This window comes from Celeribacter sp. HF31 (genome assembly GCF_011806455.1).
In the GTDB taxonomy this organism is placed as follows: domain Bacteria; phylum Pseudomonadota; class Alphaproteobacteria; order Rhodobacterales; family Rhodobacteraceae; genus Celeribacter.
Window position 1 is genome coordinate 530,742 of sequence record NZ_JAATOT010000001.1, and the last position, 14,570, is coordinate 545,311.

General features: G+C 61.3%; 18 protein-coding genes and 1 tRNA gene. 9 read left to right on the top strand and 10 right to left on the bottom strand.

Annotation, left to right across the window (positions count from 1 at the left end; genetic code table 11):
* From HCZ23_RS02705 to HCZ23_RS02720, 4 genes are all read right to left on the bottom strand, one after another.
* Nucleotides 1-1,143 carry a DNA polymerase III subunit delta' gene (locus HCZ23_RS02705; RefSeq protein WP_167600134.1) on the bottom strand — a complete coding sequence of 381 codons (1,143 nt, stop codon included), beginning with the start codon at nt 1,141-1,143 and terminating at the stop codon, nt 1-3.
* Complete coding sequence (gene tmk / locus HCZ23_RS02710) at nt 1,140-1,751, bottom strand: dTMP kinase (RefSeq protein ID WP_167600135.1); 612 nt, start codon at nt 1,749-1,751, stop codon at nt 1,140-1,142. The genes HCZ23_RS02705 and tmk overlap by 4 nt, the downstream gene beginning before the upstream one ends.
* Nucleotides 1,752-1,775: 24 nt before the next feature.
* On the bottom strand, nt 1,776-2,969 hold the full coding sequence (locus HCZ23_RS02715) for a D-alanyl-D-alanine carboxypeptidase family protein (RefSeq protein ID WP_167600136.1): 1,194 nt from the start codon (nt 2,967-2,969) through the stop codon (nt 1,776-1,778).
* A gap of 72 nt (nt 2,970-3,041) precedes the next feature.
* Nucleotides 3,042-3,908 carry an SPOR domain-containing protein gene (locus HCZ23_RS02720; RefSeq protein WP_167600137.1) on the bottom strand — a complete coding sequence of 289 codons (867 nt, stop codon included), beginning with the start codon at nt 3,906-3,908 and terminating at the stop codon, nt 3,042-3,044.
* Nucleotides 3,909-4,201: 293 nt separating this feature from the next.
* Here HCZ23_RS02720 and HCZ23_RS02725 point away from each other — a divergent pair.
* A tRNA-Ser gene (locus HCZ23_RS02725) sits at nt 4,202-4,291 on the top strand.
* 154 nt (nt 4,292-4,445) lie between these two features.
* On the opposite strand, the gene HCZ23_RS18040 is transcribed toward HCZ23_RS02725, so the two are convergent.
* Nucleotides 4,446-4,781, bottom strand: coding sequence for a hypothetical protein (locus HCZ23_RS18040; RefSeq protein ID WP_254869871.1), 336 nt, complete (start codon nt 4,779-4,781; stop codon nt 4,446-4,448).
* Between HCZ23_RS18040 and HCZ23_RS02735 the strand changes: the two genes are divergently transcribed.
* The gene (locus HCZ23_RS02735) at nt 4,771-4,998 is read left to right on the top strand and encodes a LysR substrate-binding domain-containing protein (RefSeq protein WP_368487273.1); all 228 of its coding nucleotides are present in this window, start codon (nt 4,771-4,773) and stop codon (nt 4,996-4,998) included. The two genes, HCZ23_RS18040 and HCZ23_RS02735, sit on opposite strands and share 11 nt — an antisense overlap.
* 40 nt (nt 4,999-5,038) lie before the next feature.
* On the opposite strand, the gene HCZ23_RS02740 is transcribed toward HCZ23_RS02735, so the two are convergent.
* Together HCZ23_RS02740 and HCZ23_RS02745 are read right to left on the bottom strand one after the other, a co-directional pair.
* Nucleotides 5,039-5,395, bottom strand: coding sequence for a phage holin family protein (locus HCZ23_RS02740; protein ID WP_167600138.1), 357 nt, complete (start codon nt 5,393-5,395; stop codon nt 5,039-5,041).
* A gap of 13 nt (nt 5,396-5,408) precedes the next feature.
* On the bottom strand, nt 5,409-5,738 hold the full coding sequence (locus HCZ23_RS02745) for a YqjD family protein (RefSeq protein ID WP_167600139.1): 330 nt from the start codon (nt 5,736-5,738) through the stop codon (nt 5,409-5,411).
* Between the two features lie 157 nt (nt 5,739-5,895).
* Between HCZ23_RS02745 and HCZ23_RS02750 the strand changes: the two genes are divergently transcribed.
* Nucleotides 5,896-6,069, top strand: coding sequence for a DUF1328 domain-containing protein (locus tag HCZ23_RS02750; RefSeq protein WP_167600140.1), 174 nt, complete (start codon nt 5,896-5,898; stop codon nt 6,067-6,069).
* A 54-nt stretch (nt 6,070-6,123) separates the two neighbouring features.
* Nucleotides 6,124-6,621: a Dps family protein gene (locus HCZ23_RS02755; RefSeq protein ID WP_167600141.1), complete on the top strand. Its 498-nt coding sequence runs from the start codon at nt 6,124-6,126 to the stop codon at nt 6,619-6,621.
* A gap of 73 nt (nt 6,622-6,694) precedes the next feature.
* Here the strand turns inward: HCZ23_RS02755 and HCZ23_RS02760 are convergent, their stop codons facing one another.
* Nucleotides 6,695-7,507, bottom strand: coding sequence for a response regulator (locus tag HCZ23_RS02760; RefSeq protein ID WP_167600142.1), 813 nt, complete (start codon nt 7,505-7,507; stop codon nt 6,695-6,697).
* A 130-nt stretch (nt 7,508-7,637) separates the two neighbouring features.
* Here HCZ23_RS02760 and HCZ23_RS02765 point away from each other — a divergent pair, with 130 nt between their 5' ends.
* The 3 genes from HCZ23_RS02765 to HCZ23_RS02775 are packed head-to-tail and all read left to right on the top strand — an operon-like array spanning nt 7,638 to nt 10,124.
* Nucleotides 7,638-7,790 carry a NepR family anti-sigma factor gene (locus tag HCZ23_RS02765; protein WP_167600143.1) on the top strand — a complete coding sequence of 51 codons (153 nt, stop codon included), beginning with the start codon at nt 7,638-7,640 and terminating at the stop codon, nt 7,788-7,790.
* Nucleotides 7,780-8,376 carry an RNA polymerase sigma factor gene (locus HCZ23_RS02770; protein WP_167600144.1) on the top strand — a complete coding sequence of 199 codons (597 nt, stop codon included), beginning with the start codon at nt 7,780-7,782 and terminating at the stop codon, nt 8,374-8,376. The genes HCZ23_RS02765 and HCZ23_RS02770 overlap by 11 nt, the downstream gene beginning before the upstream one ends.
* Nucleotides 8,377-8,384: 8 nt before the next feature.
* A complete protein-coding gene (locus tag HCZ23_RS02775; RefSeq protein WP_217703105.1) occupies nt 8,385-10,124 on the top strand; it encodes a sensor histidine kinase in 1,740 nt (579 codons plus the stop codon).
* A gap of 34 nt (nt 10,125-10,158) precedes the next feature.
* Here HCZ23_RS02775 and HCZ23_RS02780 read toward each other — a convergent pair whose 3' ends face one another.
* The gene (locus HCZ23_RS02780) at nt 10,159-11,202 is read right to left on the bottom strand and encodes an AI-2E family transporter (protein WP_167600146.1); all 1,044 of its coding nucleotides are present in this window, start codon (nt 11,200-11,202) and stop codon (nt 10,159-10,161) included.
* 243 nt (nt 11,203-11,445) lie between these two features.
* Here HCZ23_RS02780 and HCZ23_RS02785 point away from each other — a divergent pair, with 243 nt between their 5' ends.
* Nucleotides 11,446-12,159, top strand: a complete 714-nt coding sequence (locus HCZ23_RS02785) for a FadR/GntR family transcriptional regulator (protein ID WP_217703120.1) — start codon at nt 11,446-11,448, stop codon at nt 12,157-12,159.
* Nucleotides 12,160-12,161: 2 nt separating this feature from the next.
* Here HCZ23_RS02785 and HCZ23_RS02790 read toward each other — a convergent pair whose 3' ends face one another.
* Entirely contained in the window at nt 12,162-12,833 is a 672-nt protein-coding gene (locus tag HCZ23_RS02790; protein ID WP_167600148.1) for a DUF1028 domain-containing protein, read from the bottom strand.
* A gap of 116 nt (nt 12,834-12,949) precedes the next feature.
* Here HCZ23_RS02790 and HCZ23_RS02795 point away from each other — a divergent pair, with 116 nt between their 5' ends.
* Nucleotides 12,950-14,551 carry an ABC transporter substrate-binding protein gene (locus HCZ23_RS02795; protein WP_167600149.1) on the top strand — a complete coding sequence of 534 codons (1,602 nt, stop codon included), beginning with the start codon at nt 12,950-12,952 and terminating at the stop codon, nt 14,549-14,551.
* Nucleotides 14,552-14,570 lie beyond the last annotated feature (19 nt).

Sequence of the window (14,570 nt, forward strand, 5' to 3'; positions counted from 1 at the left end):
TCATCGGCTGATGCGGGAGGCGGTGTCGTTGATCTTGAATACCATATCAAGGATCAGAGCGGCAGGGTCAAGGTTCACCGCCCTTGCATGTTGTGCACGTGCGGAAAGCTCTTGCTGCAACACCGCCCAATCGCGGGCGGCAAAGCTGTCGGGGGCAAGCCGGGTCAAAAGCGCAGCCTCGCCGGGCGCGGCCTCGACAATCGGCGGTCGCCCGGCACCTGCGCGCGCGAGCCGGGTCAGAAACCGGTCGATGAGGCCCAGCGTCAGGTCATAGCGGTCTGTGTTGGCCGCGCCCACGCAGCCCTCGGCGAGTTTCAGCGCGCGCGCGCGATCCAGCCGGGGCAGGGTGGAGAACAGCTCCACCAGATCGCGATACACATTCAGCCCGCCCAAATTCGTCAACCTCAACGCCTCCCCCACAGAGCCGGCGGACAATTCCGCCAATGCGTCTGATTGCTCTGCGGCATCGAACCCTGCCGCGTCAAGAGCCTGCGCCAAATCGGCAGGTTGGAGCGGTCCGAGGCGCAGCTCGCGACAGCGGCTTCGGATCGTCGGCAAAAGCCGCGAGGGCTGATGCGAGATCAAGAGCAAAAACGCGTCTTTCGGCGGCTCTTCGAGGGTCTTGAGCAGGGCGTTGGCGGCGGAGACGTTCATCTCATCGGCGCTGTCGACAATGACGACGCGGCGCCCGCCGTCGGCGGCGGACATGTGAAAGAAGGAATTGAGCTTGCGCACCTCTTCGACGGTGATCACCGAACCGTGGCGGGATTTCTTGGCGTCCCATTCGCGGCGAATGAGGCAGAGACGGGGTTCCGCGAGCTGCGCAGAACGCCGGTAAACCGGATGCTCGTGACCCAAGTCCAGGCTGTCCGTGGGGGGAGGGGCGTCGCCGAAGAGCCCGCCCTCGTCCTCCACCGGCTGCGCCAGCAGAAACCGCGCAATGCGCCAGGCGAGCGTGGCCTTGCCCACCCCGCGCGGGCCGGTGATCAGCCAGGCGTGATGCATCCGGTGCGAATTGAAGGCGTCGAGAAAGTTCTCTTCGGCATGAGATTGACCGAAGAGCGTCGAGGTCTGGCGCGGATGCGGGGCCCCCGGCGCGCAATCGGCCTCCGGCGCCATCTCCATTTCGCCGAGACTGCTCATGAGGACAATTGCCCCGCAACGAGGGACAGAACGTCTTTGGCGACCACCTCGATCTCGCGCCCGGCGTCGATCACGGTGAAACGGTCATGCGCGTGTGCCAGATCGAGAAAGGCCGCGCGGCATTTTTCCTGAAAATCCTGCCCGAAATCTTCGAAACGCTCCTCGGAGGTCTGCCGCCCTTTGGCGCGTGCCAACCCGATCTCCGGGTCCATGTCGAACAAAAGCGTGAGGTCCGGCTCAATGCCGATCATCTCATGATGAAGCCGGTTCACCTTGTCCTGAAGATCGCCGCGCGTGACGCCCTGAAACACCCGCGTGCTGTCGGCGAAACGGTCACAGATCACGACTTTGCCCGCGGCCAGCGCCGGGCGGATGGTCTTTTCCAGATGATCGCGACGGGCGGCGGTGAAGAGCAGGATCTCGGTTTCTGCCGACCAGCGGTCCGGGTCGCCTTCGAGCACGAGAGAGCGGATTTCCTCGGCGCCGGGCGAGCCGCCCGGTTCGCGGGTGTGGACGACCTCATGACCCAAAGCCCGAAGCCCCTCGGCCAAAAGCCGCGCTTGTGTCGATTTGCCGGACCCGTCGATGCCCTCGAAGCTGATGAACATGGCGCTCCCGTGATGCCAGATAAGTTATTCGGCTACGGCCAGACCCGTTTGCCCCTCCAACTTGTCCTTAAGCACCATGAAGGCCGTGCGCAACCTCGGAGCCAATCCGCCGCGCGCAATCGAGCGATCCGCGACCAAAGGAATACGCGCCTCGGGAAGGTCTTCGCGCGGGATCACCAGCTCGGCCAGCGTGTCGCCTTGGGTGATCGGGGCCTCAAAAGGACCGGTGTAGATCACCTCGCCCGAGAGTTTTTCGAGCTGGCTGCCGGGCAAAAGGACGGAAATATCCTCGGCGGCGACAAGCCCCACCTCGGTCTGATCGCCCATCCAGACATTGGCGCGGGCAAATTCATGGCCCTTTTCGGCCACGGATTTTTCGGCGAACTGGCGGAAGGCCCAGTTGACGATGCGTTCGCTTTCCTGCGCGCGGTCGGCCTCGGTCGCAAGCCCGGACAGCACGAAAACCACCCGACGCGTGCCCTGCGTGGCGGAGCCGACGAGGCCGTAGCCCGCCTCCTGGGTGTGGCCGGTTTTCAGACCATCGGCGCCAATGCCGAGTTTCAACAGCGGGTTACGGTTGTGCCGGTTCTGCGGCGCGCGGTTGTCATAGGGGAATTCATGCTGGCCGAAATAGCCGTAATATTCCGGGAATTCGGTGATGAAGCGGATCGCCAGCTTGCCCAGATCCTCGACCGACATGCGCTGACCGGGATTGGGCCAGCCGGAGGCATTGGCAAAGGTCGAGTTCTCAAGACCCAGAACCCGCGCGCGGTCGTTCATCAGACGCGCGAAATTGTCCTCTGTGCCCGCCAACCCTTCGGCGACGACGACACAGGCGTCATTGCCGGACAGCACGATGATGCCCTGAATGAGCTCTTCGACGGACGGACGGTCGGTCTCGTTGAGGAACATGGTCGAACCGCCCATGTTCTTCGCCCGCGTCGAGACGGAGAACCGCGTGTCGAGCGTCACACGCCCGTCGCGCAGCGCCTCGAACAACATGTTGAGAGTCATCAGCTTTGACATGGAGGCGGGCGGCAGGGGCGTCTGGGCCTCCTTGTTCATCAGCACCGTGTCGGTGGTCAGATCATAGACCCAGGCCGCGCGTGCGCGCGTCTCAAAGGCGGAAGCGGGCAGGGTGAGGGTCAGGGTCAGAAAACCGGCGGCCAGAGTTTTGGTGAGGCTTTTGGCCAGCGTTTTGGTGATGAGGCGCAACATGGGAGCGGGGCGTCCTTTCGGGCGGGGCGTCTAGGTTGGGGCAGGCCTGTCGGGCCCACCCGGCTTTGTCTCTTAATGCGTCACGGCATAGGCATCCGTGAAGCCCGCCTTTTTCACTTTTTCGAGAAGTGCGGCGCGCTCAGACGCGGTTGCGGCGGGGCCGACGACGACACGCCAGAAGTCTTTGCCATTCGAGCTGCCGGGTTTCGTTGTCGCAACGATGCCTTGCGAGCCCAACATGTCGACCGTGCGTTTGGCATTGGCCTCGACCGAGAAAATCCCGATTTGCAGGAAGGGTTTCGACAGGCCCGAGGCCGCGGGTTTCGGTGCTGCCGGTTTCGGTGCCGCAGCCGGTGCCGCCGGTTTTGCCATCGGCGCGGCGGCAGGCGCATCGAGCGCATCCAGCGTCGCCGCCGCATCCGCGATCGGATCGTCGAGCGAGGTGGCTGCGATGGATTCCGTTTCCGCGATGGTCTCGACGGTTTCGGGCTCCTGCGCCACTTCCTCGCGTCTGAGCGCGGTGATGTTCAACTCGGCGGGAGAGCCGGCCAGCATGCCAAGGGCTTCGGCGGCGTCAGAGGAGACCTGAATGCCCGGACCGGGGGAGGTGGCCTCGCGTTTGAACAGCGCGCCGATGACGAATTTGCCGTTTTTTTCGTTGCGGATGATGACGCGCTCCGGATCGGTCACATCGGAATGTGCCACCCAGACACCGCCCAAAGACGGACGCCCGTCCCAAAGGCCCGTGTCGGTCACCTGAAACACATCCGGCGCCTCGACATCGCGTTCCACCAGTTTCGTAGAGGTCGACGCCGTGGACGCCCCCGTTGCCGGTGCTTTCATCTTGTCGAAAAAGGATTGTCCGTCCTCGCACGCCGTCAGCGCGAGTGTAACCCCCAGAAGGAGCGCAGCGCGCGTCCCTTTACCCGTCATTCGCATGAGTATGCCCCTATATCGCCCCTGATTTGCCCGGCGTTTTTCTGTCGGGCTCAGGTTTCTCTGTCTGCTCATTTTATCTTTGGCCGCACCGAGAGGGCAGAAAGCCTTTTGCCGTCCCGAACGAATTTGGCGACAGTCTAACGCCTCGTCCCCAAGCTGGAAAGCCCCGCGTTGTGTCGGCGGCGGAAAACGGCACGCCTGAGGGCGGGCAAGATGCGAAAACAGGATGCACGTGATGGGTTTTAGAATCAAACCGGGGGCGCTAATCCTGTCCGGACCCGCTCGCGGCATCAGGAGGCTTGGCAGAGTGGTCGAATGCACCGGTCTTGAAAACCGGCGGGCGTGAAAGCGTCCCCAGGGTTCGAATCCCTGAGCCTCCGCCAGACAGCTTTGCGTCCTCAGGAAATTGCCGCCCGGCAGAGTGTCCCAAGCCTGGTCGATCAGGTCGAATGGCAGGGTGCGTCTCGGGGCGCGTTGTGGGAGGTGTCTCGTCAGCAAGAGGCTTTCGGCTCTGCCGCGTGCTGAACCAGCCTGTGCTCAAGGACAAAAACCTGCGCGCAGGGCCCGGCGGGGCAAAACCCGGCGGGCGAGTAACTTGGCGGTGGCTTCGCCGATGCCGCTCGAGGCCCCGGTGATGATGACAACTTTGCCTGCGATATTCTGTGTCATGCGATGTTCCTTCTCTTGAGGTTCGGAACCTTCGTAGACCACGCGCCAGTTCTCGTCCGGGCTGGTCGGCATCAGGACAAGCCGGTCTTCGGTGGTCTCATAGCTGCGCCCGAGCTTTTCGCCACCACGCCACCACGCCACCGCCCGCGCATCCGCAGGAGCTGTCGCATTCCGCGTGCGGGTCGAGGGGCAGGTGGCGTTCAACAATATTTTTGATTGCGACAAGGCGGCGCTGGCGGGATTTGGCCTCAGCTATGTGCCGGAACAGATCGCGCAGGAGAACTTTGCTGCCGGGCGTCTTGTGTCTGTCTTGGAGGGATTTTGCCCCTATTGGGACAGTTTCTACCTTTATTGCCCGAACCGGCGACACTCCCGCCCGGCGTTTCAGGCGGTGATGAATGTGCTACGTTGTCGGGGGTGATGAAGGTTTTTGTGGCGCGTAAAGAGTGGTGCGTAAAGCCTTACTTTCGCAAGGCTTTACCAGCTTGTAGGCCATCGGAAAAGGCGATGGCGATGCGGGCAAAGAGATCGTCTTCGGGCGGACAGGCCGCACGTCTGTAGGCCTCTTCGGCGCGCTGTTCTTCCAAAGTTTTAGCGGTGCTGTCACGCGCGTTCAGGGCGACGATGACAAGACCCAGGCCGACATAAACCAGACCGATCACCAGCGCGGCAAACTGCGCATCTCTCAGCGTGCTGAGCATGATCCAAGCGGCGACGGTCAAAAATCCGATGCCGATCGCCATGAGAATACCACCCGCAGAGACCCAGGCCGCACGACGTGCGCCCCGGGCCAATTTATATTGTAATGCCGTCAGCATGGGCAAGCGATCCTTACGAACGACGGCTGGCCAGAAGGCCGACCAGAAACCCCACACCTGCGGCGATGCCGACAGAGGCGGCGGGGTTTTCGCGGACGGTTTTCTCCGCACCGGCATAGGCGTCACGCGCCTGCTGGCGGGCGTAGTCAGCCGTCTCAACGCCTTTCTGTTTTGCGGCCTCAAAGCTGTCTTCGGCAGTGGCGCCGAGCTGAGCTTTTTGAGCGCGACCGTAATCGGCCAAAGTGTTGGTCAGTTCGGCCACATCCGCTTTCAAGGTTGCGATTTGAGCCGAGAGATCAGCAGAAGTTTCTTCGACGGTGCCATTGGTTTGAGCACGTGCCATGATCTTTCTCCTTTCGAATTCCAGTTGCTTCACCAACGCCTGAACCCCGCAAAAAGTTCCGAAAAATATCTTTGGAACTTTGGGCCAGCGCGAGCCGTTACCCTCTCAGACCGCGCTTGATGAGCGCATATATGAAATCGCTAAAAAGGAGACTCCCATGCTTGGTTGGGCACTTACTTTTCTTGTCGTTGCGATTGTCGCCGGGGTTTTTGGTTTCGGTGGCATCGCGAGCGCGTCCGCCGGGATCGCGCAGATCCTGTTCTTCATCTTCATCGTCCTGTTTTTGCTGGCGATGGTCGCACGTGCTGTTCGGGGTAAGCCGCCGGTTTAACACCGGCGCATCCCCCAATATCACGCGAAGAATTTTATCAGAAAGGAGCACATTATGAAGGATGGTCTCGAAACCACTCCCGAAGCCACCGAGGTCAACACCGGGGTCAGCTCTCCGAAAGCCGTCGCCGACGGGCTCTCGCAGGTTCTGACCGATACCTATACGCTTCTTTTGAAGACGCATATCTATCACTGGAACGTCGAAGGCCCGCTGTTCTACAGCGTCCACAATCTGACCGAGGAGCAATATGGCGCGCTGTTCGAAGCGACCGATGAGTTGGCCGAACGCATTCGTGCGCTGGGGCAACTGGCGCCCATGTCCATCGGCGACATTCTTGCGGGCACCAAGGTGCAGGACACGGCGAAATCGCCAAGCGCCACCGAGATGGTGGCCGATCTGGCGCAGGACCACGAACAGCTTGCCTCTCAAATGCACAAGCTGATCAGGCTCTCCGAGGAGCACAATGACGATGTGACGGCCGATATGGCGACCGCACGCGCGGCGTTCCATGAAAAGGCGGCCTGGATGCTTCGGGCGATTGCGAAGTCGTAATCTCTTGAAGATCGTAACGAAAAACGCCCCGCCGATCTCTCGGCGGGGCGTTTTATTTGGCTTTATCGCGAGTTCAGGACACGAGCGTTTCCGTGCTGGCAAAGAACATCGCCTGCGACACGGCAGAGCGCACCTGATCTTCGCTGTACGGCTTGGTGATGACAAAGGCCGGCTCCGGGCGGTCGCCGGTCAAGAGGCGCTCGGGGAAGGCGGTGATGAAGATCACCGGCGTATCCGCCGCGCCCTTGAGAATGTCGTTCACCGCGTCGATGCCAGAGGAGCCATCGGCCAGTTGGATGTCCGAAAGGATCAGATCCGGCTGGGTCTCTTTCGCGAGTTTCACCGCTTCGCTGGCAATGCTGGCCACACCGGTGATCTGGTGGCCCATGTCGGCTACGATGCCCTGAAGATCGAGCGCGATGATCGCCTCGTCTTCGATCACCATGACGCGGCCATTGATGCTTTCGGTCATTTCGTTCTGGGCAACGTTCAGAAGGTGCTCGACCTCATCGACATCGGTGCCCATGATCTCGGCCACCTCGTCGAGGGTGAACTCCTCGATCGTGTGGAGCAGCAAAGCCTCGCGGGTGTTCGGCGTCAGGCGACGCAAATGCGCCTGGGCACGTTTCGCGAGGCCCGTCTCATCTTCGCCCGTCGGCGCGCCGGCGCTGGCCCAGATCAGGTGGAAAGCATGGAACAAAGCCACTTTCGGGCTTTCGATCTCTTCAAAGACGGAGCGGTCGCTCAAAAGCGCCTCAAGAGTCGTCGCCGCATATTTGTCCCCGGTGTGCTGATCCCCGGTCAACGCCCGCGCATAACGACGCAGATAAGGCAGAAGGCTGGCCACAATGAGGGACAGTTTCTTCTCTGTCGGAGCTGTCGACATATATTTTCGTCCTTTTTTTCGAATTCTCGGGAACCAAACGCCGCCGGAATGCGTTTGGTTCCCGAAAACGGTATAAAATTTTCAGAAAGCCCGCAGGATACGATCAGATGGGCCTGAGATGGGAAAGATAATGGCGCAGCAAAAACCAAAACATAATCTCGATGAGCAGATCGAGATGAATTTGAAAAAAGTTTACCAGAAAACCCTCGAAGAAGAGGTGCCTGACCGCTTCCTGGAGCTGCTGCAACAGCTCAAAGAACAGGATGCGCGCAATGACCGGTAACGCAAATGTGGCGCAAGACGCCTCGCCGCTCGATCCGCGCGAAGAGATTGTCACGCACCTGCCTGCGATGCGGGCCTTTGCATTGAGCCTGACGCGCAACCCGTCGCAAGCCGACGATCTGGTGCAGGACGCGGTGATCAAGGCGTGGAAGAACCTCGCCTCATTCCAGGTTGGTACGAACATGCGGGCCTGGCTGTTCACCATTCTGCGCAACACCTTCTATTCCGACCGTCGCAAAAGCAAACGCGAGGTGCAGGACACGGATGGCGCCTTTGCCGCCACTTTGGCGAACAAACCGGACCATGACGGTCGTCTCGCCATGGCGGATTTCGAAGAGGCTTTCGTTCAGCTCAAATCCGAACAGCGCGAGGCGCTGATGCTCGTGGGCGCCATGGGGTTTTCCTATGAAGAGGCCGCTGAGACCTGTGAAGTGGCGGTGGGTACGATCAAAAGCCGGGTGAACCGCGCGCGTCAGGCCTTGAGCGCGCTGATGAACCTCGAAGAGGGCGAGCCCTTGGAGCTGACCGATCAACAGACATTGGCGGTGATGAGCACCAATATGCCGGGACGGGGGGACGCTGCGTGATCTGGCGCATGGTGCGTGCCCGCGTGGACGGGCTTGGCGTGCGCATTGCGGTTCTTCTGTCGATTGCGCTCTTTCCCATCGGCCTGATCGCCGTTTCTCTTACCCATCAATTCGCCAAAGCGGCAGATGAGCGCGCGCAGAGCAATCTGCTCGCGCTCACGTCGCAGGCGGCGGCGGGCGAGGAGGCCCTGATCCGCACGGGTTTTGGCACGGCGGAGGCGCTGGCCGCTGTCATGCCCTTTGTCGTGGCCGATGAGCCCGCCTGCGACGGGGTGTTCGCGGATTTCATCAAGGGCAATCCGTCGTTTTCCTTTGCGGGCTATGTCAGTGCCGATGGGTTTTTGGTCTGCGGCTCTGCCAAGACCGGACAAGATTTCAGAAATCGCGATATTTACAAACACATGATCGAGGCGCCTTCGCTCAGAAGCGATCTCGTTCTGGACGGTCAGGTCAGCCATCGCCAGGTGATCGTGCTCTCGGCGCCAGTCTTCGAAAATGGCGTGTTCGATGGCTATATCAGCCTCTCTCTGCCGCATGAGGACACCCGCATCAATCTTGAAAATGCGCCGGTCGACCGGCCTGTCGAACTGATCACCTTCAATGCCGACGGCGAGGTGCTGAGCGCCTCGGGCGGGCTGGACGACGTCGATGCGCGCCTGCCCCAAGGCCGCCCTCTGGTCCATCTCACAGGAGAGTATCGCAGCTCTTTTTCCGGCGTGACCAATGATGGCGAGGAGCGTGTCTTTGCCGTGGTGCCGATCCTGAAAGACCAAGTCTACGCCATCGGGAGCTGGCCACGCGAGCGCCTTTCGGTGGCGCCGGGGTTTGCCATCGCGACGCCGATGATCTTTCCGATTGCCATGTGGCTCACCAGCCTCGGCGTGGCCTATTTCGCGGTCCACCGCCTCGCGATCAAACACATTCGCCACCTGAGCCGGGACATGCGCACCTTCGCGACGTCGCGGCGTTATCAGAGGCGCCGCAAGGATCCCGGACTGCCGCGCGAACTCCGTGAAATCGAGGGGGCATGGCATGATCTGGCGGAAACCGTGACCCGCGACGAGGCCGAGCTTGAGGACACGATCCATGACAAATCGGTGCTCTTGAAAGAGGTGCATCACAGGGTCAAAAACAACCTTCAACTCATTGCCTCCATCGTGAACATGAAGGTGCGCAAGGCGAAAACGCCCGAAGCGCGCTTTGCCCTCAAAGAGGTGCAGGGCCGCGTGATGAGCATCGCCACGGTGCACCGAAGCCTCTACGAGACCACCACAGAGGGGCGGGTGCGCGCCGATGAACTGTTGCGCAGCACGGTCGGCAAGCTGGTCGATGCCGGTGTTGGCAATGAGATCAAACTGGAGAACACCCAAAGCTACGATCCGATCACGCTTTATCCGGATCAGGCCGTGCCCTTGTCGCTTCTGGCCACCGAGGCGACGACCAATGCGCTGAAATACGTGGGGCGTCCGGAGAATGCGCTGCCTTGCGTCGATGTCAGCCTCACGCGTCTTGAACCTGAAGTGGGCCGTTTGACGGTCTCCAACAGCAAAGGCGCGCCGCTTTTGCCGCGGGAACAGGTCAGCGGCACGGGGCTTGGCACCAGTCTGATCCAGGCCTTCGCGCAACAGCTCGGCGGTCAGCTTAAGGTCGAGGACGGAGAGAAGCGCTACAATGTCGTGATCGACTTTCCGATTGCCGCTTTCGACGAGGCGTCCGACGGTGGGTTCTCAGAGGTGGAAGGCGACTGAAGGGTCGCCTTTCCCCATTCTTTTTTCGAATGTTCTATTTCATGAGAAGGGCCGGCTGGCCTTGCTTGGCCGGCCCCAATCCGTCAAACACCGCCAGTCCCCAGACCAAGAGCGGAATGGCGATAAAGCCCCCAACAGGCCCCCAAAGCCAAAGCCAGAAACACAGCGACAGGAAGACCAGAAGCGGATTGACCTGCATGTGACGCCCGACGAGGGTCGGTGTGATGAACTGGCCTTCCATCATGTTGAGCGTGACATATGTTGCGACCGGCGCCAGAGACATCGCCCCGTCAAAGGCGATGGTGCCGGCCACCACGAGAGACACAGCTACCGTCGCGGGACCGATGTAGAGCAAGAAATTCATCACCGCGGCAATCGCGCCCCAAATCACCGGGCCGGGCACGCCAAGCGCCCAGAAAGCGGCGGCCACGATGGCCCCGAAACAGGTGTTGATCAGGGTGATCGTCAGGAAATACCGCGACACCTGCGCATCCGCATCGCGTAGACAGGCGGCGGAGGGGCCTTCGGGATGCAGCTTGGTGAACCATTCATACATCTCGTCGCGCGACAAAAGGATAAAGAACATTGCTGCCGCGAAGAGCAGGATTTGTGCGATCAGCGACGGTGCCGCGAACAGAGCGTCGCCCAGGGACGGCAGATCCACGGAATCGCCTTCGCCGCTGCTCCCGTCGGGTGAGATTGTGTCCTGAACCTCTTTCGTCACATCGCTGATGCCGCTGAACATGTCTTGCAACTTACTGATGGCCGCACTCAATTCGTTTTTGATATCAGGGATTTGCACATAGGCGCGTTCCACCACGGGTTCCGCGATGAACACCAGAATGGCCAAGAGGCTCAGCACCGTGCCGAGGCTCAAAAGCGCGCCGACCGCAGGCGGAAGCCCAAAACGTTTCCAGAAATTCGACAGCGGAGACAGCACCACCGCGCAGACAAAGGCCAGAACAAAAGGCGCGAGCAGCGCCTGAGCCTGATTAAGCGCCGCCACCCCGGCAATCACCGCCAGGATCACCACGGCCCAGGTCACTGTCTCCGGGCGTCCCCGTTCGGTTTGCTTCATGTTGTTCTCCTTATTCCTGACAGAACGCGCGAGCGTCCCATCGGGTTCCGGTCCGAGTTCCCGGCCTGCACCTGCGCGAGGCGCGCAGGACACCTTTTTTTCGCTGTATCATCTTGCCTCTGTATCTATCATGATAAATATCCAAACGCCGCAGTTTCGTAGATTGAGACCCCTCAGATGAACAAGCCCACCGTGCCGGAAGACGACCCGAAACCCCGACAGCCCTCCCGACGCTCGCGTCCGCTGCGCGTGGCCGAGGCGATCAAGGATTGGGTGGTCAAACGTGGCTTGCAGCCCGGTGATCGGCTGCCGGGTGAGGCGGAGTTGATTGCGCGTTTCGGCATGTCCAAGGGCACGATCCGCGAGGCCATGCGGTTGTTGCAGGCGCAGGGTCTCATCGAGACCAAGACGGGGCCGGGGGGCGGCAGTTTCGTGGGCGAAGTGTCCCGCGACCGCGCCAGCGCGCTCTTGGCGAATTATTTCTATTTCCGCGATGTGACGGTGGCCGACATCTATCAGGTCCGGATCGCCTTGGAGCCGGAGCTGGCGGCCAGTCTGGCGGGGCGTTTGAGTGCAGAGCAACTGGCCGAACTTGAAGAGATCATGCAGGACTACGCCGGTCCTGCGGCAGATGCCGAGGAAGAACGCCGTCAACATGTTGCCTCGCTCAGGTTTCACGCCCGTCTGTCGGATTTCGGCCAGAACGCGCTTTTGGGCTTTTTCATCGGCTTCATGGCGCAAATCCTGACCGATCTGACGGTCTATAAAAAGCTCTACGCCACACCCAACGAAGACCTCTGGCGGCAGGGGCGTGATCACCAGCTCGATCTCATGCGCGCGCTGAGAGACGGCGACGCGGAGGCGGCGCGGCGGATCATGAAAAGCCATATGGAAATGGCGAAAACCCGGATGGAGGCGCAGGAGGCCGAGGTGATGAAAGGCTTTATCGCCGAGTAGGGTTAGTCCGGGAAGGGGACGCCGCGGTTGCGGTCGTTCAGGGTCGGCACATAGCGCGTCCAGCGGGCGTAATCGCCGCTGGTGGCGCGGGCATAGAGCGCGGCGAGCGCCTCAAGCGGGGTTTCCGAATAATCGATCCGCAGGCTCAAGGGCGGGCGATCCCGGCTGACCACCAGAAGGGCGGCGGAGAGCAACCCACGGCTGTCGCCGCCTGCGCGGGAGGCGGCCGTGAGCGCCGCCATGAGACGCTGGGCGAGGGGGCCTTCGGTGGTTTCGAAGCCGGTGAGACAGGCGTCCAACACGGCCTCTGAGGACAAGAGATTTCCCGCGACGATCACATGAGACCCCTGACGCGCGCCTGCCGTGGCGATGCTGTTGGCGCCGGTAAATGAGGCCGTGCCGCCCATGGGATCGAGGGCGGACAATTGACGCTCGTCGCGGCCTGTGTCGGCCAGCGTGATGTGGCGGACGGCGCTCTCGGCGGGCTCTCCTTTGCGCATCAGAGTCAGCACATCGGTGCCCCAAAACGTGCTGGGCAGCGAACCCTGCGAGGCGGAAAGTCCCGATTCGGCGTCGCCGCGCAGCACCCAGCCGCCGACGCACAGGCTGCCCGTGGTGGCCGCCCCGCCATAAGCGCCCGTTTTTTCGTCAAAAGCCAGGATCGAGATTGTCATTCGGGTCTCCGTCAGAGGGGAGGCTTGAATTTATCATGAAAATTTGGCCTCATCAATTTATCATGATAAATTATCCATTGCGCAAAACCGGGCGCAAAACAAGAGAGGAAACACCCATGTCACTCTTTCACGTTCCCCGCCAATTGACCCGCCGCGCGCTTTTGGGCGCGGGCACAGCGATGGCCCTGACGCTCAGCCTGACCATGGGGATGTCCGGCCGTGCACAGGCACAAACCCCGCCCGGCGTTTTGATCGTCGGCCAGATCGCCGAGCCCAAGGCGCTCGACCCGGCCGCCGTCACCGCCGTCAACGATTTCCGCATTCTGATGAACGTTTACGACGGTCTCGTGCGCTACAAAGACGGCTCTCTGGAGGTCGAACCGGCGCTGGCGACGGCATGGGAGATCAGCGAGGACGGCACGGAGTACACTTTCGCCCTGCGCGAGGGCGTGACATTCCACGACGGCACGCCGTTCAATGCCGAGGCCGTCAAATTCAATTTCGAGCGCATGCTCGATGAAAACCACCCCTATCACAACACCGGCCCGTTCCCCTTGGCCTTCTTCTTTTCCTCGGTCGAGAGCGTCGAGGTGGTGGATGATCTGACGGTGAAATTCACTTTGAATGCGCCCTATGCGCCGTTCCTCTCCAATCTGGCCTATCCCACCGGACTGATCGTTTCTCCCGCCGCTGTCGAACAATACGGCGCCGAGTTTGGCCGCAACCCGTCCGGCACCGGGCCGTTCACATTCGCCGAATGGCGCTCGAACGAGGCGGTGGTGATTGAGGCCAACCCCGATTATTGGGACGGCGCGCCGGAGCTTCAGGCCGTGGTGTTCCGCCCGATCACCGACGCCAACACCCGCACCGCCGAGATGCTGGCGGGCGGCATCGATTTGATGGTCGAAGTGCCGCCCGTGGCGCTGTCGGAATTCCAAAGCGACGCCTATCAGGTCTATGAGCAAGCCGGCCCGCATGTCTGGTTCCTGATCCTGAACGCCAAGGAAGGCCCCTTCGCCGACGTGCGCGTGCGTCAGGCCGCGAATTATGCGGTGAACAAGGAGGCTTTGGTCAATGAGGTGCTCGAAGGCACGGCAGATGTCGCCGCGGGGCCGACGCCGCCTGCCTTTGCCTGGGCCTATAACGATGAGCTGTCGCCCTATCCCTATGACCCCGAAAAGGCCAAGTCCTTGCTGGCCGAGGCGGGGGGCGAGGGCGCCGAGCTGACGTTTTATGTGACCGAGGGCGGCTCCGGCATGCTAGATCCCATCGCCATGGGCACCGCCATTCAGGCCGATCTCGAGGCCGTGGGCTTTGACGTGAAAATCGAGACCTATGAGTGGAACACCTTCCTGGGCGAGGTGAACCCCGGTCTTGAGGGCAAGGCGGATATGGCCGAAATGGCCTGGATGACCAACGACCCCGACACGCTGCCCTTCCTCGCGCTGCGCACGGAGGCTTGGCCCGACGCGGGGGGCTTCAACTCCGGCTATTACTCCAATCCGAAGGTGGACGAGTTGCTGGAAGCCGCGCGGGTTGCGACCGATCAGGACGAACGCGCTGCGCTCTACAAAGAGATGCAAACCATCGTGCAAGAGGACGCGCCTTGGGTGTTCGTGGCCAACTGGAAGCAGAACGCGGTCACCAGCGACAAGGTCGAAGGCTTTGCTCTGCAACCGTCCTTCTTCCTGCTGCTTGATGACGTCGTGAAAAACTAAAGCCAGTGCATCCTGCGGG